The sequence below is a fragment of the Streptomyces olivochromogenes genome (assembly GCF_001514115.1).
GTDB lineage: Bacteria > Actinomycetota > Actinomycetes > Streptomycetales > Streptomycetaceae > Streptomyces > Streptomyces olivochromogenes.
Genome location: NZ_KQ948451.1, coordinates 688,850 through 706,360 on the forward strand (window position 1 = coordinate 688,850; position 17,511 = coordinate 706,360).

A 17,511-nucleotide genomic window follows, 5' to 3' on the forward strand; every position below is an offset into this window, starting at 1 on the left:
CTAGGGGGTTACGCGGTCGGAGTGGCTCTTGCGGACGCTCACGCGCTCCAGTCGAGGATGACCTTGCCGCCGCGGCCGCTCGCGGCGTCCGCGAAGGCCGCCTCGTAGTCGCGGTAGCCGTAGCGGCCGGTGATGACCGGCGCGAGGTCGAGGCCGCCTTCGAGGAGGACGGACATCGCGTACCAGGTCTCGAACATCTCACGGCCGTAGATGCCCTTGATCGTGATCATGGAGGTGACGATCCGGGACCAGTCGACCGCGAACTCCTCGGCGGGCAGACCGAGCATCGCGATCCGGCCGCCGTGCGTCATGTTGGCGATCATGTCGCGCATCGCCTCGGGACGGCCGGACATCTCCAGGCCGATGTCGAAGCCCTCGCGCAGGCCGAGGGAGCGCTGCCCGTCGGCGATGGTCGACTCCGCGACGTTCAGCGCGAGGCTGACGCCGATCTTGCGGGCGAGGTCGAGGCGCTCCTCGCTGACGTCGGTGATGACGACGTTGCGGGCACCCGCGTGCCGGGCCACGGCCGCGGCCATCAGACCGATCGGGCCCGCGCCCGTGATGAGGACGTCCTCGCCGACCAGAGGGAAGGACAGCGCCGTGTGCACGGCGTTGCCGAACGGGTCGAAGATCGCGGCGACGTCGAGGTCGACCGGGACGCGGTGCACCCACACGTTGGCGGCGGGCAGGGCCACGTACTCGGCGAACGCGCCGTCGCGGCCGACGCCCAGGCCGACGGTGGCACGGCACAGGTGGCGGCGCCCGGCCAGGCAGTTGCGGCACTTGCCGCACACGAGGTGGCCCTCGCCGCTCACGCGGTCGCCCGCCTTGATGTCGGCGACGTCGCGGCCGGTCTCGACGACCTCTCCGACGAACTCGTGGCCGAGGACGAGCGGCGTGCGGATGGCCTGCTGCGCCCAGCCGTCCCAGTTGCGGATGTGCAGGTCGGTGCCGCAGATCCCGGTCCTGAGGACCTTGATCAGTACGTCGCCGGGGCCGATCTCCGGTTCCGGGACGTCCGTCAGCCAGAGCCCGGGCTCCGCCTTCTCCTTGACCAGCGCCTTCAAGCTACGGCTCCCGTGGTGAGGTCCCGGAGCAGGGCACGCCGAAGGGGCCCGTACCGGGGAGAGGGGTGATTTCCCGGAGAAATCTGCCGCACGGGTGCGCCATCGGTCCATCGAGGATTTCTTAAGCGCGGCCGCAGCTTTCCTTCACGCCTCCGGCCAGGGCTTTCCTTCACGCCTGCGGCCGCGGGCGTCAGATCCCCCCGGTGTCCTGTCTGCGCTCGATCTGCTCGACCAGTTCCGCCGCCATCGACTTGATGGTCTCCAGGCCCGCCTTCCCCCACGGGCGCGGTTCGAGGTCGACGACGCAGATCGTCCCGAGGGCGATGCCGGTGTGGTCGATGAGCGGGGCTCCCAGGTAGGAACGGACGCCGATCTCGTCGACGACCGGGTTGCCGGCGAAACGCGGGTAGTCGCACACGTCTTCGAGGACCAGCGCCCTGCGGCGGACCACCACATGGGGGCAGAAACCGTAGTCGCGGGTCATGTAGCGCCCGACGACCTTCACCGTGCCGTCCGGGGCGGCCGGGAGCGGCCGGGTGACCGAGACGTTTCCGTCCGGGGTGTGCAGGCCCGCGAAGAACTGCCGGTTCTCGTCGATGAAGTTGACCATCGAATACGGCACCGCGGCGACTTCGGCGAGCCGGTCCGCGAAGGCGTCGAAGGCGGGTTCCGTGTGCTCCCCCAGGCCGAGTCGGCGCAGCCGGCTGACCCGGGCGGGGGCGTCCTTGTCCTCCGGCGTCAGCAGCAGACGACCGGCCGGGCGCGGCGGGTCGTAACTCATCTACGGGCTCCCTGGTGTGGGGCGGGCGTCATGGTGTGGGCTCCGTGGCGGGGGACGTGGGTCGGGTGCGGGCTCAGCGGTCGAAGGCGTACGCCGGGTGCGGGCTCAGCGGATGGGTGCGTGCGTCGGTGCGTGGGCGAGGAGGTGGCGGACCAGGGTGAGCAGGGTCTGCACGCCCGAACTGGAGATCCGGGCGTCACAGCGCACGATGGGGATCTCGGGGTCGAGGTCGATGGCCGCGCGCACCTCCTCGGGGTCGTAGCGGTAGGCACCGTCGAACTCGTTGACCGCGACGATGAAGCCGAGACCGCGCTGCTCGAAGAAGTCGACGGCCGCGAAACAGTCCTCCAGGCGACGGGTGTCGGCGAGGATCACCGCACCGAGCGCGCCCTCGGACAGCTCGTCCCACATGAACCAGAACCGCTGCTGTCCGGGTGTGCCGAACAGGTACAGGACGTGTTCCGGATCGAGGGTGATGCGGCCGAAGTCCATCGCCACGGTGGTCTCGACCTTGTTCTCGATGCCGTCGAGATTGTCGGTCGCGGCGCTGACCGTGGTGAGCAGCTCCTCCGTGCTGAGCGGCGCGATCTCGCTCACCGCGCCCACGAAGGTCGTCTTGCCGACCCCGAACCCTCCGGCCACCAGGATCTTCAGCGCGGTGGGGAAGGGATCAGAGCTGTCGTCGTAGTCCATCGAGCACTGCCTCCAGAAGAGACCGGTCAGTGGGGTTGTGGTGGAACTCGGGCGGCTTGGTGGTCAGTGCCCCGCAGTCGACGAGGTCGGAGAGCAGCACCTTGGTGACCGCCGCGGGCAGCTTCAGGTGTGCCGCGATCTCCGCGACCGAGACGGGCGCCCGGCACAGTTCGAGTGCCTGGGTGTGCTCGGGGCCGAGGTAGCCCAGAGGTGTTGCCCCGGTGGCCATCACCTGCGACAGCAGGTCGAGGGCGGTGGTCGGCCGGGTCCGGCCGTTGCTGACCGTGTAGGGGCGCACCAGCCGTCCGGCCGCGTCGTCGAGCCAGGGCCCGTCGCCGGCCGCGGCCACGCTCAAGGCCTCATCGCCGGCGGTTCCACGGCGGCCTGCCGGGGCGCGGTCATCAGATACGGACGGACGCTCTTGACCAGCATCGCCATCTCGTACCCGAGCACCGCCGCGTCGGCCTCGCGGCCGGCGAGCACGGCGAGACAGGTGCCGGAGCCCGCGGTGGAGACGAACAGCAGGGTCGAGTCGAGTTCGACGACGACCTGGCGTACGTCACCGCCGTCGCCGAAGCGCAGGCCCGCGCTGCGGCCGAGCGAGTAGAGGCCGGAGGCGAGCGCCGCCATGTGGTCGGCGCTGTCCGGGTCGAGTCCGTGGACCGACTTCACGAGTCCGTCGCAGGAGAGGAGTACCGCGCTGTTCGTGTGCGGTACGCGCTGTACGAGGCCGCTCATCAGCCAGTCGAGATCGGATACATGGGCGTGGGCGGTCGGCGCGTCGCTCGCCATGGTGGATCGACTCCTTGAAGTACGAAGGTCTGCCGGAGCGGAGGGTGTGGGGGTGTGGGAGGGCGTGCGGGTGGGGGTCGTCAGGGGGGTGGTCATCCGGCCGTTGTGCTCCCGTCGTGCCGGGCCGTGTGGTCGTGTCCGGGCGCGGGTGCGTTGTCGCGGCTCCCGGGCGCCTCGTGCGGGGCGGGCGCGTGCGCCGTGGGGGTGTCGGCTATGCGGGGCGCGCCCGTGGAGGTCTGGTCGACGCGGATCACATCGAGCGGCGGCAGCGGGTCCAGGTGCCGCAGATCCGGGTGCGGCGGGTCCCGGTGCAGCAGGTCCGGGTACGGCGGGTCGGAGTGCGGCAGATCGGGGTGCGGCCGCTCCATGTGCGGTGCTCCGCCGCGCGGTGCCTCCGTGCGCCGTTCCTCGGCATGCTGGGCCTCCGCGAGCCCGATCCCCCGCTGGAACGCCGCCATCAGGCCGGGGTCGTGGCCGACGACCTGCTCCGAGTCCTGGCGGGGCACGGGCCCGTCGCGCAGTTGGGGTGCGATGTGCTCCTGGGCGCGTCGTTTGGGCAGCTGGGGCTTGCCCATGGTGCCGCGCACCGCGCCGTTGCGGGGGGTGGGTGGCATGGCCGCGTTCTCCGCGACCACGGGCCGGTCGTCGGGGCGGATACCGGGCAGGGCCTCGGCCGGGTTGGGCCGCTCCGCGCGGGCGCCGCGCACGGGGAGCGGCGCCGGGCCGCCGGCGCCCGTGCCGAGCGCGGCGGGCGGCATCTGGTCCCGCTGCGCCTGCCGCGGCACGGAGGCCACCGTCGCACCGGCGGACGGCACGGGCGCGGTCGGCCCTGCCGGTGGCCCGGCGGGCGGACGCGGGCCACCGGCCTTGAGCTGCTGTGCCTGCTGTGCCTGCTGTGCCTGTGCTTCCGATACGTCGCCGGGGGCGCCCGGCGCCGCGCCCAACAGCGCCTGCGGTACGACGAGTACGGCCTGGACACCGCCGTAGATGTTGGTCTGGAGCCGTACGTGGATGCCGTGCCGCCGGGCGAGCTGGGACACCACGAACAGACCGATCCGGCCGTCCTGGAGGAGGCTGGCGACATTCACCTGATCGGGGTCGGTGAGCAGCGCGTTCATCTTGTTCTGTTCACCCAGGGGCATGCCCAGGCCCCGGTCCTCGACCTCGACCGCGAGGCCGGAGGTGACGAGGTTGGCGCGCAGCAGGACTTGGGTGTGCGGGGCGGAGAACACCGTGGCGTTCTCGACGAGTTCGGCCAGCAGGTGGATCACGTCGGCGACGGCGTGCCCGCGCAGGGTGCCGTCGATCGGGGGCACCAGTTTGACCCGCGAGTACTGCTCGACCTCGGCGATCGCGGACCGCAGCACCTCGGTCATGGAGACGGGGTTGCTCCACTGGCGGCGTGAGACGGCGCCGCCGAGCACGGCGAGGTTCTCGGCGTGCCGGCGGATGCGGGTGGCGAGGTGGTCCACGTGGAAGAGGCCCTTGAGCAGGTCCGGGTCCTCGATCTCGTTCTCCAGCTCGTCGAGGATCGAGATCTCGCGGTGCACGAGGGACTGAAGCCGCCGCGCGAGATTGACGAAGACCTCGACCTTCTGCTCGCTGCCCGCCTGGCTGGAGAGCTGGGCCGCCTGCACGACGGCGGTGACGGCGCCGTCGTGCGCGCGGGAGAGGTCGGCGGCGAGCAGCTCGAACTCGTCGGCGTCCGGCTTGGGCCGTTGGCGCGGCTTGGGCGTGGGAGGGCTCTCGCCCCGGCGCAGGCCCTCGACGACAGCGCGCAGGTCGGCCTCGGTACGGGCGCTGCCGCGGCGCAGGGCACCGATGCGTTCCCGCACGGACGTGGCGGCCCGGTCGGCGCCCACGGCGGCGATCAGGATGCCCGAGAGGGCCACGCACCCGGCGCCGGCGAGCACCGCCCACAGGACGACGCCGGGGCGCACGCCGGTGGAGCGGACGGTGAACAGCACGGCCGCACAGCCGCTGAGCGCCACCGCGATCGGCGGCAGGACCGCCAGGCGCAGCAACTGGGGCCGTAGGCGGGTCTCGGGCTGCGGGTGGACCGTGCGGGCGACCGGCCGCCCGTGCCGCCCGCCCTCACGGCGGTCTGCGCGTGCGGCCGGTGCGCGGAGGTGAGACATCTGCGTCCTCGTACTGGTGCGTCGGGGGCCACGGGGACTCCCGCGGGTCTGCGCGACTCGGGCGTGCGCCATCGCGATGCCGGTCGAGAGAGCCGAAAAATTCGGCCCCGCGTCGCCCGACGGCAACTGACAGTAGTCGCCAACCCATCATGTGCGGTGGGCAGTTGACAAACTCCCCCGGAAGGCGTCCCGCTCTGGTATGAGGCCTCGCACGACAGACCGATATCCCCTTCGGACGCACGTTCCCTTGCGTCACCGATCCGATCAGAGCTGGTCAGAACCGGTCGCGAACAAACGGCGAGGGTCGGGGAGCAGCTCGCTCCCCGACCCTCGCCGTCGATCGGACATTCAGGAAATTCAGCTCGCGGGCACCGTCTCCGGCTCTCCGGTGCCTTCGGAAGCTTCACCCACGACATCACCCGGAGTATTGGAAGCGGAGACATCCGCTCCGGAATTCTCGACGGCGGGCCAGCCACCCTTCGGCGGCACGGCCACACCGCGCCACCAGGGCTCGGACGGGACGGTCTCGGTGGTGGGCTCGAAGGGCTGGCCGGGGCGGGGCAGCGCGACGCGGGCGCCCACCGCGTGCGCGGCTGCCATCGTGCCCTCGCCGGGCTCCACCCACGGGTGGGTCGCCAGGTTGAACGTGGCCCAGTGGATGGGCAGCATCACTCCGGTGGGGCGCCCGCCCTGGAGGTCCAGGTGGGTGCGCATGCCCTCCTCGGGCGTCATGTGGATATCGGGCCAGAACTCGCTGTACGCCCCGATCTGGATCATCGTGATGTCGAACGGGCCGTGCTCGGCGCCGATCTCCTTGAAGCCCTCGAAGTAGCCGGTGTCCCCGCTGTGGTAGATCCGGTGCTCGTCACCCGTCACCACCCAGGAGGCCCAGAGCGTGTGCTGGGTGTTGCGCAGGCCGCGGCCGCAGAAGTGCCGGGCGGGTGTCGCGGTCAGGGAGATGCCGCCGACCTTGGTGCTCTCGTTCCAGTCCAGCTCGCGCACGCGGTCGGGCGAGACGCCCCAGTGTTCCAGGTGGGCTCCGACGCCGAGCGGCACCGCGAAGACCGTGTCCGTGTCGGCCAGGGCCTTGATGGTGGGCAGGTCGAGATGGTCGTAGTGGTCGTGCGAGATGACGACGACGTCCACCGGGCCGAGCGCGGCAATCGGCAGGGGCACCGGGTGCAGCCGCTTGGGCCCGACGAAGTTGAAGGGGGAACAGCGCTCGCCCCATACGGGGTCGAACAGCACCCGGTGCCCGTCTATCTCGGCGAGCACGCTGGAGTGCCCCATCCAGGTGATGCGCAACCCGCTCGCCGCGGGCTTGGCGAGGTCGGCCAGCGTGGTGGGGTACACCGGCACCGTGCCCGCCGGGGCACGGTGGGCGCGCTCCTCCTTGCGGAAGAAGACCTTCGCGAACTCGAGCATGGAGCCGTCGGGGCGGGTCCGGGCACTCACCGGGTTCTGGAAGACACCGTCCGCGAAATTCGGCGATCTACGGATGCGCTCCAGGCGCTCACCGCCGGGGTCCGCGCCGAAGGCGGCGGGCTGCAACGCGCGGAGCCCGGAGCTCAACGTACGGAAACCGGTCACGGTACCTCCAAGTGGAGTCGGTCAGGCCTCCCATTATGGTCGGCCCCTCTGACAGCGCCGGGTCGACGGTGTCACAGCGCGATGTCCCCGGTACACACCGCAAGGTCCGGGCCCTGGTGCGTCACGTCTGGGGGTGACACGCCCGGGACCCGATGTCACGTCCGTGGGTGACCCCCATGGCCCGCGTTTCCCTAACCCCGCGACGCAGGATCTTCTTCCGCGTCATGGTGTGGTACTCGAAACACACCTACGGAAAGGTCCTCGCCCCCGGCCGGGCGCTCGCCCACAACCCGCGTGTCCTGCGGTCCGATCTGTCCTTTCTACCTTTTCCGTCCTTCAATCGACGGCCACCCCGCCCGCGGTGCCGGACGAACCGGCCGGCCGGGGGCGCGACCGCCTGGGCGAGCCCGCCTTCGTCGAACCGACGGCCATGGTGGCGGCGGAGAACCCGGGCTCGCGCATCAACTCCGCACCGGGCCGACCAGCCAGGGCTTCAATGACTCGTGCGACCCGCCGGCCGCCGCGCGCCGGCTGCCTCCGGCGAATTGGCGGACACCGGCGGGGACCCCGAGGGGCCGGCCTCGGGGCTGTCCGGCCGATCCCGTGACGGACGCGATTCCGGTGACGGCGCCGAACGCGCCCAGGGCGCACCCGCTTCCGTGGAGCGGGTGCGGCGGGCCGGACGGGCGGTGCACCGCAGACCCACTACTGATGATCCGTTCAGTAAATTGACAGACTTCGGAGTCGCTCCCGATACTGAATGGTGATTCAGTAAAGATACCGGTGGGTCTTCGGTCGCGCCGCTCGTTCCGCACCTGGAGGCGCCATGGAGGCCGACCGGCACACCGACCGGCGCACCGACTCGCGCACCGGCGTGCTCACCGGTGGCGAGGCGCTCGTCCGGGCGCTCGCCGCGCACGACGTGACGCAGGCCTTCGGCATCCCCGGCACGCACAACCTGGAGATCTACCGGCACCTGGCGGCGTACGGCGTCCGGCACACGACCCCGCGCCACGAACAGGGCGCCGGGTACGCCGCCGACGGGTACGCGCGCGTGACGGGCCGCCCCGGTGTCGTGATCACGACCACCGGTCCCGCGCTCCTCAACGTCACGGCCGCCGTCGGGCAGGCCTACTCGGACAGCGTGCCCCTGCTCGTCGTCTCCCCGGGTATGCCGCTTCGCCACCCCCGCCTGTCGACCGGGCTGCTGCACGAGATGCGCAGCCAGACCGAGGCGCTGCGGGGCGTCGCCGCGTTCAGCCACCGGGTCTCCTCGGTGGCCGAGATCGGCGCCGCCGTGGCGCGCGCGTTCACCCTCTTCCGTACGCGGCGACCGCGGCCGGTGCACCTCGAGGTGCCGCTGGACCTGCTGACGGCGGCCGAGACCGCAGGCCCGGTGCGGCTCGCCCCGGCCACCGCGCCGACCCTGCCGGACGCCGAGGCCGTACGACGGGCCGCGCGCGCCCTGCGGGAGGCGCGACGGCCCGCACTCGTGCTCGGCGGTGGCGCGCGCGGCGCCGCGACCGCCTGTCTCACCCTCGCGGAGGCGTGCGGCGCGCCCGTCGTGACGACCGCCAACGGCAAGGGCGTCGTACCCGAGCGGCATCCGCTCTCGCTCGGCGTCTCGCTGCACACTGAGTCGGTGCAGAAGTGGCTGGCGGGTCGCGATGTCGTCCTCGCCGTGGGCACGGAGCTGGCCGAGTCCGATTTCTGGTCGCCGCCGACCGCCCTCGGGGGCACGCTCGTCCGGGCCGACCTCGACCCGGACCAGATGCACTCCGGGCTGCCCACGGACATCGCGCTCGTCGGCGACGCGCGGGCCTGCCTGGAGGCGCTGTTGTCGGACATGGGCCTCCACGCGCGCGTGCGACACGACATCCCCGACCCACGAGGCGGCATCGACGGCGACGAGGTCGCGGCGGTGCGGGACGCGCGGTACGCCGGGAGTGCCGAGCGCGACGCGCGCTGGATCCCGTACCTGCGGGCGATCCGCGCCGTCCTGGCCGACGACGCGGTCATCACCTCGGACAGTGCCCAGTGCTGCTACTACGGCGCGCTCCCGCACCTCCCGCTGGGCCCCGCGGGACGCTATCTTCACCCGACCGGCTTCGGCACGCTCGGCTACGCGCTGCCCGCGGCGCTCGGCGCCAAGGTGGCGTGCCCGGAGCGCCAGGTGGTGGCGCTGAGCGGGGACGGCGGCCTCCAGTTCACGGTGCAGGAGCTGGCGACCGCCGCGCAGCTGCGACTCCCGCTGCCCGTCGTGGTGTTCGACAACGGCGGCTACGGGGAGATCCGCGACGAGATGGCCGCCCGTGGCGACCGCCCGACCGCGGTGGACCTCGCTCCGGTCGATCTGCCCGCCCTGGCCCGCGCCTACGGAGGACAGGGCACACGCGTGTGCCACCCCGACGAGCTGGCCCTCGCGCTCACCGAGGCGCTGCGCACGCCTGGTCCCACCCTGATCGCCGTCCCCGAGGAGACCCGATGACCACGCCCATGACCACGCCCCCGGCCGCACCGTCGGCCGCGCCGCTCACCCCGCCTTCGACCGCGCCCCTGATCACGCTCACCTGGACCGACCACGTCACGGGCAGACCGGGCTATCTCGTGGTCGACCGGCTCGTCCGGGGCGTCTCCAGCGGCGGTCTGCGGATGCGCGCGGGCTGCACCCTGGACGAGGTCGCCGGGCTCGCCCGCGGGATGACGATGAAGGAGGCCCTGCACTACAACCCCGAGGGCCGCTACATCCCGCTGGGCGGCGCCAAGGGCGGCATCGACTGCGATCCCCAGGACCCGGCGGCGTACGGCCTGCTGGTGCGTTACCTGCGCGCCATGCGCCCCTACATCGAGAGCTTCTGGACCACGGGTGAGGACCTCGGGCTCACCCAGGACCTGGTCGACCGGGCCGCCGAGGAGGCGGGGCTCGTCTCGTCCATCCAGGCCGTGTACCCGCTGCTCGACGACGAGACGACGGCCCGTCGGCGGCTCGCGGACGCCTTCGCGGTCGACGTGGACGGGATCGGGCTCGACGAACTGGTCGGCGGCTGCGGTGTCGCCGAGTCGGTGCTCGCGGCCCTGGACCGGGCCGGGGTGGCACACGCGGGGACGCGCGTGGCCGTGCAGGGCCTGGGCACCATGGGCGGAGCCACGGCCCGCTTCCTCTCCCGCGCGGGCCTCGCCATCGTCGCCGTCGCGGACGTCAAGGGCACGATCGCGAACCCGGACGGGCTGGACATCGACGCGCTGCTCGCGGCGCGGGACGCCTACGGCACGGTCGACCGCGGCGCGCTGCGCCCGGCCGACCAGGAACTCCCGGGCGATGCCTGGCTGTCCATGGACGCGGAGGTGCTGGTTCCCGCGGCGGTCTCGTACGCCATCGACACCGAGAACCAGCGGCAGATCGGCGCCCGCTGGATCGTAGAGGCGGCCAACATGCCCGTACTGCCCGAGGCGGAGGAACTGCTCGCCGCGCGCGGGGTCGTCGTGCTGCCGGACGTCGTGGTCAACTCCGGGACGAACGCCTGGTGGTGGTGGACGCTCTTCGGCGACATCGGCGCGGACGCGGACGAGGCGTTCGCGTACACCCGGCGTTCCATGCGCGACCTGATCGACCGGATGCTGGCCCGCGCGGAGGCCGACGGGACGACGCCACGGGCCGCGGCGCACGCCATCGTCGCCGACCGGCTGCCGGTGATCGCGGAGCGGTTCGGGTGGTACCGCTGACGGGCACCCGCCTCGTGGCCCTCCCGTCATTCCTCCTGGGGAATTGAGGCGCGGGGCCGGTGACAGCAGAGTCGGTGCAGCGAGGGCGCGCGAGCGCGAGTGACCGCCCCTCCCCACACGAAGTCCGACTCGCACCGGGAGCATCCATGTCCAGCATCGACCCGCAGGACCTGATCGAGCGCTACATCGGCGTCTGGAACGAGCCCGATCCCGAGATCCGCCGCAAGACCGTGGACGAACTCTGGGCTCAGGACGGTCTGCACGTCCTCCGGCCGCCCCAGCAGATGCGGGACGCCGCGGTGGGCCTCGGCTTCACCACCGCCGCCCTGGAGGCCCGTGGCCACGACGAGCTGCACACGCGCGTGACCCGTGCCCACGACGAATTCGTCGCCCCGGGGACCTACGTCTTCCGGATCCAGGAACCCGCCCAACAGCTGCGGGACGTCATCACGTTCCGCTGGGAGTCCTTCCACACCGGGGAGGGACGGGCCACGGGCGGTGGCCGGGAGTTCCTGGTCCTCGACGAGGACGGCCGCATCCGGTTTGACTACCAGTTCGTCGACTGACCCCGTCGAGCATTAGGGTTACCGCGTGGCGAGGGTGCGGTTGAGTGTGGCGGAACGGCGCGAGGAGTTGCTGCGCGCCGCCATCGAGCAGATCGAGGCGCGGGGCGTGGCGGCGGTGCGGATCGCCGACGTGGCCTCGGTGCTCGGCGTGAGCAACGCGTTGGTGCTGTACCACTTCTCCACCAAGGAGAAGCTGGTCGCCGCCGCGTTCACCTACGCGGCCGAGGACGACCTCGCCCATCTGCGCAAGCTGCTCGGCCGTCGTACGTCGGCGCTGCGCAGGCTGCGCGCCGCCGTGCGCTGGTACGCGCCGACCGGCCAGGCCAAGGGCTGGCGGCTGTGGATCGAGGGCTGGGCGGCCGCCCTGCGCGAGCCCGCGCTTCAGGAGGTCACGCGTGATCTCGACAAGCAGTGGAAGGCCGCGATCACCGAGGTGATCGCGGAGGGAGTGGCGGGCGGCGAGTTCGAGTGCCCGGATCCCACGGGCACCGCCCTGCGGCTGACGGCGCTGCTCGACGGGCTCGCCGTGCAGATGACCGCCTACACGGGAGCGGTGTCGCGGGCGCGGGCCCAGGAGTGGGTGGACGAGGCGCTCGCCCGGGAACTGGGGCTCGCGCGGGAGGCGTTGACGGCCGCGGTGCGCTGAGGCGTGCGCCGCGGCGCACGCCCGGACAGTTCAGTCGACCACGCCGACCCGACGCGGCCCGGCGACAGCCGCCGCGCCATGTCGACGCACGACGACGCCGCCGCGCCGCGATGGCCGCAGGCGCGGCGGCGAGTTCGGCCCGGACCCGCCTGGCGGGCACGCCGTCGAGGCGGGTCGGTGAGCGGCGGCATCTCCCGCCGCCCGGTCCGCCGGCTGCCGACGCACTGACGCACTGACGCACTGACGCACTGACGCACTGACGACAAAACGGACACGGACTCCCCCGCACACGCACACCAAAGACGAGGGCGAAGGCGAAGGCGGCACCGACGACGGCCCCGCTCCCCGCACATCACGTCTCCGGCCCCCGCGCCCAGTCCCTCCGAGCCACCGGCACGTCGGAGACCCGTCGTTCAGGCCACGGACTCGATCCGCATCTTGATGTCGTCCGGCGAGAGGCTGCCCTTGGCGGCCACGTGGTCGCCGGAGGACTCCCCGCGCAGTCGGCGCCCGATCCACGGGACGAGGTACTCGCGTGCCCAGTGGATGTCGTCGCGCCGGACCTCGAGCGTGCCGCGGGGCGGCAGTGGAGGCCAGGGCTGGTCGGGGTCCGCGGGCACTTCGAGGCCGAGGACCTGGCCGGCGCGCAGCGCGACCCGGGTGTGGCCCTCGGGCGAGAGGTGCAGGCGGTCGCCGTCCCAGGCGCGGCGGTCCTGGATCGTCTTCAGGGACCACAGGTCGAGGACCGGACAGCCGTACCGGTCCGCGATGGCCCTTACGTGCCCGTTGTACGTGGCGATCTTGCCGCGCAGATGCTTCAGCACGGGGACGGTACGGGTGTCGAAGCCGGTCGTCACCATGACGGTGCCGACGGCGGAGGTGAGGTCGGCGATCGCGCGCTCGAAGCGCTCGGCGACCTCGTCGGGGTCGGTGCCTGGCCGGATGATGTCGTTGCCGCCAGCGCAGAAGGAGACCAGGTCGGGGGCGAGTTCCTTGGCCCCCCGGAGCTGGTCCTCGACTATCTGGTCGAGCAGCTTTCCGCGTACGGCGAGGTTGGTGTAGGTGAAGTCGCCTTCGGGCCGCCGGTCGGCGAGGAGCACCGCGAACCGGTCGGCCCACCCGACGAAGGCCCCGTCGGGGCCGGGGTCGCCGACGCCTTCGGTGAAGCTGTCCCCCACCGCCACGTACGACCCGATCACTGATCTGTTGTCACTCTTCGAATCGTCTGCCACATCGGCCCATGATTCACCTTTCGATGTGAGCTACGCGACCGTAGGAAGGGGTTGACGGGTGGTGAGATAAGCCACTCGTAAAGTGTGACCGAACCCGGAATAAGGCCCTGTCAGGAGTGGTTGAACAGCCGCCACGCCTGGAAGCCCTCGATCCGGAAGTGGCTCCATGTGGTCCGGAACGCGAAGTGCCCGCTCGTGTACGGCTCCGGGTCGCCGTAGTCGAAAACGAGCCGTCCGTTGTTCCACCAGCGGACCGTGGAGCCGTCCGAGACGATCCGGACGCGGTGCGGCTCGTTGGCCGTGAGCAGCGGCTCCGTGTAGTCGTAGACGAGCGGGCGGACGCCCGGCTCCCCCACGTACCGGCGCAGCCGCGTGGTCGTGTTGGTGTTGGCGCCGTATCCGACGTAGTACGTCTTCAGGTAGTCGTATTCGGCCAGGGCGCCGCCCCGGGGTGTGGCGAAGAGGTCGTCCGGGGAGCGGACGTCGACGGCGTTCCAGAAGTTGTTGAGGTCGGAGACCCGGTCGTTCACGCCGCCCTCGGAGACCGGTGTGGCGGTGTACTCGATGACGTAGGGCCCTTCGAAGCGCTGCTTGAACCAGACCGTCGCACCGCTCGGTACGTCGATCTCCAGGACGCCGTGCGAGGCGGTGACCGTGCCGCCGTCCTGCAGTTCCGTGACCCACTGACCGAGACCGCGGCGGAAGCCGTCGCGGGCGATGAGCCGGCCACGACGGTGGCGCGGCGAGGCGCTCGCGGTGGTGGCCGGGACGAGTGTCGACAGCGCGGCACCGGCGGCGAGGGTCGCGAAGGCTCTGCGGGTGGTCATGAGGTTCCTTCCGTGCGAGCGGCGGTGGTGATGGCGGGCTTCGGCACCCGCCGGGTCTCGGTGCCCAGGTAGTAGTCCGTGTACGTCGACTGGAGATAGCCGCGCACGGTCCAGCCGAGGCGGTAGCCGGGGTTCTGGGCGAGCGTGTAGATACGGGTCTTCGTCGGTTCGGTGGTGGTGTACAGGCGCAGCGCGGTGTGGTCGCCGGTCTCGGCGAGGATCTCCTCGCGCCAGTCACCGAGAAGGTCGCCGTAGAACGGGGTCGCGTTGCGGGCGCCGGAGACGACACCGGCCGGGTCGAAGAGGCGCGTGCTGGTCTCGGCCTTCGGGTCCCACTTGTCGACATGCGTGTAGTCGAGGAGTTCGGCGCCCTTGTCGCCGTCCCACCAGATACGGAAGTTGACGCTGGGCGTGGTCGTGGAGACCTTTCCGTCCTGGACGTTGAAGACGCCCGCGCCGGGGCGGGCGACGTCGGCGGTGGAGGTCCAGTACTCGTAGCCGGGGTGGCCGGGGTCGATGTCGGCGGCGCTGCCCCTGCCGACGTCGAGGTCGGATTCGCTCGTCGGGTCGGCCGGGTGCTCGCCGGTCACCAGGCGCTGACCGGTGTCGGCGTCGTAGTAGTACCAGGGGAACCTCGATACGACGCCCAGTTCCGACTGCTGGATCGCGAAGCCCTCCAGGCCGGGCCGGTCGGGGTCGAGGTCGGCGATGTCGAAACGGTCGCCGTGTCCGGCGCCGTCGACGACATAGCGCAGCGTGCCGTCGCTGCCCACGACGTAGTTGCCGTCGGCGATCTCGTCCTTGCCGTCCTGGTCGACGTCGACGGTCCGGATCTGGTGGAAGCTGGTGGCGCCACTGCCGGCCGGGACGACGTACTTCCAACGCCGGTTCAGAGCAGTGCCGTTGAAGTCCCAGGTCTGGAAGAGGATCCGGAAGGCTCCGCGTTTGGCGCCGACCCGGGTGACCAACTTCGTGACGAGGCTGGGGTGTACGCCGTCGAGGTACGCGATGCCGAAGTGTCCGCCGGAGGGGCCGTCGGCGACGAGGTCGTCGGGCACGGGCTGCCGGGTGCGCTCGGTGCCCGTCTCCCCGTCGATCACCGAAATGAACTGGTCGGCGGGCGAGTCGGCGGTCACCTTCGCGCCGTCCGCGAACGTGGTCCCGTCGGCCGTGTGCACCAGCACCTCGGCCCTGCCGTCGCCGTCGAGGTCGTACACGGTGACGTTGTCGTCGTTGCGGTAGCCGCCGATCGGCGTCGAGCCGCTGATCGCGGCGGGTGCGGGGTCGTTGGCGCCGTTCCCGCCGACCTGGGTGTACGAGCCCGGGCCGAGGTCGACGCGCCACAGCCGCGCGCCGGTGAGCGTGTACGCCTCCAGGAGGTCGGGCTTGTCGCGGGTCTGCGCGAGTCGGCTGACGACGAGTTCGTAGCGTCCGTCGCCGTCGAGGTCGCCGGGCCAGGCGTGTTGCACGGTGTATCCGTCGGCGGCGGCCAGCGGAATCTCGGCGTAGCCCCGCGCGAAGTCGAGCGCCGCCGAACTCGGCTTCTGTTCATGGCCGTTGATGACGGCACGCACGGCGTAGGTGCCGGTGCCCCGGCTGTCGTCCTGGTACGTGGTCGACCGGGTGACCGGCGCCTGATTGAGCCGCCGTCCGCCCTTGTACACGTTGAACGCGATCGCGTCCCCGTACCTTGCGTACTCCGTGCCGAGTAACCGCCAGCTCAGGAAGGTGCCCTTGCCCGAGGGGACGGCGACCAGGCCGCGATCCAGGTTCTCCACGATCCGGCGCGGCGGCGGATGCTGTTCGGTGGCGCGTGAGGGCGCGGCGACCAGACCGGCCAGCAGCACGGCGGCGGTGACGACGCCGAGTCTTCGAGGTCTCACGATGGCGTGCTCCTTGCGGTGGCGACGACGGCCGCGATGCCGCCGTCGAGACATAGAAAGCGCTTACGGAGATCACTGTGGAGCCACTGCCGCACCGTGTCGAGACCTCGTGCGCCGGTGCCACAAGACCGCAATGTGCCGATCATGAAAGGACCACGCCGGGACGCGTGGCGAAACGCCCAGGGCCGGACCCCGCGATCGCGGGGTCCGGCCCTGGGAGACGTGAGAGGCGCGGCGGGCGTCAGCCGACGGCGACACCGTGCGAGCGCAGGTACGCGACCGGGTCCATGTCCGAGCCGTAGTTCGGGGTGGTGCGGATCTCGAAGTGCAGGTGCGGACCGGTGACGTTGCCGGTCGCGCCGGAGAGGCCGATCTGCTGGCCAGGGGTCACGGTCTGGCCCGCCGAGACGGACAGGGCGGACAGGTGGGCGTACTGCGAGTACCGGCCGTCGGCGTGCTGGATGACGACCTGGTTGCCGTACGCGCCGCCCCAGCCGGCCGATACGACGGTGCCGGCGGCGACGGCCTTGATGGTGGTGCCGGTCGGGACCACGAAGTCCACGCCGGTGTGGTAGCCGCTGGACCACATGCTGCCGGCGACCTTGTAGCCGGTGCCGATGGTGGCGCCCTCGACCGGCAGGGTGTAGCCGGTGGCGGTGGCCTGGGCCTTGGACGCCTCCGCCGCGCCGGACGACCCGGTGGCCGACTGCGCCGACGATCGCGTGGACGTCTTGGCCGACGACTGCGTGGACGGCTTGGTCGACGGCTTCGTGTCGTCGGTCGACGTGGCCCTCTCGCCGATCGTGAGCTTCAGGCCGGGGTGGATCAGCGAGGGGTCGCTGCCGATGACCTGGCGGTTGTCGGAGTAGAGCTTCTGCCAGCCGCCGCTGAGGTGCTGCCGCTCGGCGATCCTGGCGAGCCAGTCGCCGGCCTTCACCGAATAGGTCTTCGTCGAGGCCATGGAGGCCGTCGCGGTCTTTTCCGAAACCGTCGCGGTCTTTTCGGAAACCGTCGCGCCGGAAATCGTCACGGTCTTTTCCGGAGTGGACGAAACCGCGGCCGTCGGCGTCACGGCATGGGCACCGGCGGCCCCCATCAGCGGCAGCGCGAGCGCGGCGCCACCGGTTCCGGCCACGGCGATCGAGCGTGAGAAACGCTGGGACTTGGGTCGGCGGTGCTTACCCTTCGCGGGCATGAAGAATTCCTCTCCGGCGCCTGCGAGGTGAGCTGTCGGGTGCGGGCTGGAGATGCCCGGCCACGCGGCTGCGCGGCTATACCCCTAGCCGTTCCGGAGACCGGAACAGGCGTGGTACCTGTGGGTCCCCCGCTCCTGCCGGATACCGGTGGGTGTGCGGATACCGGGCGGCGGCAGGATTGGGCGTCCGTCCGGATTGAGGGCGAACGTAAGCGACATGGGGGCGCATCGCCAACCATGTGGCTTTTCTCTGCGCATTCCATTCGTGATCCATGCCGGAATTCCGGTCACCCTCCGTGGACAATGATCTCCCCCGCCCCTCGATCCGCCCGGAAATTCGGGCGGATCGAGAAAGCGGGGCCGCAACGCATCGTCACG

General features: G+C 71.5%; 15 protein-coding genes and 1 riboswitch. Of the genes, 4 read left to right on the forward strand and 11 right to left on the reverse strand.

Annotation, left to right across the window (positions count from 1 at the left end):
• Window positions 1-38: 38 nt before the first annotated feature.
• From tdh to AQJ27_RS03205, 7 genes are all read right to left on the reverse strand, one after another.
• On the reverse strand, window positions 39-1,067 hold the full coding sequence (gene tdh, locus AQJ27_RS03175; protein WP_067361209.1) for an L-threonine 3-dehydrogenase: 1,029 nt from the start codon (window positions 1,065-1,067) through the stop codon (window positions 39-41).
• Window positions 1,068-1,257: 190 nt separating this feature from the next.
• The gene (locus AQJ27_RS03180; RefSeq protein WP_067361213.1) at window positions 1,258-1,848 is read right to left on the reverse strand and encodes a GAF domain-containing protein; all 591 of its coding nucleotides are present in this window, start codon (window positions 1,846-1,848) and stop codon (window positions 1,258-1,260) included.
• A 105-nt stretch (window positions 1,849-1,953) separates the two neighbouring features.
• A complete protein-coding gene (locus AQJ27_RS03185; RefSeq protein WP_067361216.1) occupies window positions 1,954-2,541 on the reverse strand; it encodes a GTP-binding protein in 588 nt (195 codons plus the stop codon).
• Window positions 2,519-2,890, reverse strand: coding sequence for a DUF742 domain-containing protein (locus AQJ27_RS03190; protein WP_054232708.1), 372 nt, complete (start codon window positions 2,888-2,890; stop codon window positions 2,519-2,521). The genes AQJ27_RS03185 and AQJ27_RS03190 overlap by 23 nt, the downstream gene beginning before the upstream one ends.
• A gap of 2 nt (window positions 2,891-2,892) precedes the next feature.
• On the reverse strand, window positions 2,893-3,333 hold the full coding sequence (locus tag AQJ27_RS03195) for a roadblock/LC7 domain-containing protein (protein WP_067361219.1): 441 nt from the start codon (window positions 3,331-3,333) through the stop codon (window positions 2,893-2,895).
• Between the two features lie 92 nt (window positions 3,334-3,425).
• A complete protein-coding gene (locus AQJ27_RS03200) occupies window positions 3,426-5,471 on the reverse strand; it encodes a sensor histidine kinase (protein WP_067361221.1) in 2,046 nt (681 codons plus the stop codon).
• Between the two features lie 357 nt (window positions 5,472-5,828).
• The gene (locus tag AQJ27_RS03205; RefSeq protein ID WP_067361224.1) at window positions 5,829-7,061 is read right to left on the reverse strand and encodes an MBL fold metallo-hydrolase; all 1,233 of its coding nucleotides are present in this window, start codon (window positions 7,059-7,061) and stop codon (window positions 5,829-5,831) included.
• 826 nt (window positions 7,062-7,887) lie between these two features.
• Between AQJ27_RS03205 and AQJ27_RS03210 the strand changes: the two genes are divergently transcribed.
• From AQJ27_RS03210 to AQJ27_RS03225, 4 genes are all read left to right on the forward strand, one after another.
• Window positions 7,888-9,549: a 5-guanidino-2-oxopentanoate decarboxylase gene (locus tag AQJ27_RS03210; protein ID WP_067361227.1), complete on the forward strand. Its 1,662-nt coding sequence runs from the start codon at window positions 7,888-7,890 to the stop codon at window positions 9,547-9,549.
• A gap of 8 nt (window positions 9,550-9,557) precedes the next feature.
• A complete protein-coding gene (locus AQJ27_RS03215) occupies window positions 9,558-10,784 on the forward strand; it encodes a Glu/Leu/Phe/Val dehydrogenase dimerization domain-containing protein (RefSeq protein WP_067362701.1) in 1,227 nt (408 codons plus the stop codon).
• Window positions 10,785-10,930: 146 nt separating this feature from the next.
• Window positions 10,931-11,350, forward strand: coding sequence for a hypothetical protein (locus AQJ27_RS03220; RefSeq protein ID WP_067361230.1), 420 nt, complete (start codon window positions 10,931-10,933; stop codon window positions 11,348-11,350).
• Between the two features lie 46 nt (window positions 11,351-11,396).
• On the forward strand, window positions 11,397-11,996 hold the full coding sequence (locus AQJ27_RS03225) for a TetR/AcrR family transcriptional regulator (protein ID WP_067361233.1): 600 nt from the start codon (window positions 11,397-11,399) through the stop codon (window positions 11,994-11,996).
• A gap of 413 nt (window positions 11,997-12,409) precedes the next feature.
• On the opposite strand, the gene AQJ27_RS03230 is transcribed toward AQJ27_RS03225, so the two are convergent.
• The 4 genes from AQJ27_RS03230 to AQJ27_RS03245 form a co-directional block, all read right to left on the reverse strand.
• Window positions 12,410-13,195: an SGNH/GDSL hydrolase family protein gene (locus AQJ27_RS03230; protein WP_067361236.1), complete on the reverse strand. Its 786-nt coding sequence runs from the start codon at window positions 13,193-13,195 to the stop codon at window positions 12,410-12,412.
• A gap of 143 nt (window positions 13,196-13,338) precedes the next feature.
• The gene (locus AQJ27_RS03235) at window positions 13,339-14,055 is read right to left on the reverse strand and encodes a DUF6250 domain-containing protein (RefSeq protein WP_067361239.1); all 717 of its coding nucleotides are present in this window, start codon (window positions 14,053-14,055) and stop codon (window positions 13,339-13,341) included.
• The gene (locus tag AQJ27_RS03240) at window positions 14,052-15,938 is read right to left on the reverse strand and encodes a rhamnogalacturonan lyase family protein (protein ID WP_235613400.1); all 1,887 of its coding nucleotides are present in this window, start codon (window positions 15,936-15,938) and stop codon (window positions 14,052-14,054) included. Before AQJ27_RS03240 ends, AQJ27_RS03235 begins: the two co-directional genes overlap by 4 nt.
• Before the next feature lie 241 nt (window positions 15,939-16,179).
• A complete protein-coding gene (locus AQJ27_RS03245; RefSeq protein ID WP_067361242.1) occupies window positions 16,180-17,133 on the reverse strand; it encodes a M23 family metallopeptidase in 954 nt (317 codons plus the stop codon).
• A 2-nt stretch (window positions 17,134-17,135) separates the two neighbouring features.
• Window positions 17,136-17,294: riboswitch (cyclic di-AMP (ydaO/yuaA leader) on the reverse strand.
• Between the last annotated feature and the right edge of the window lie 217 nt (window positions 17,295-17,511).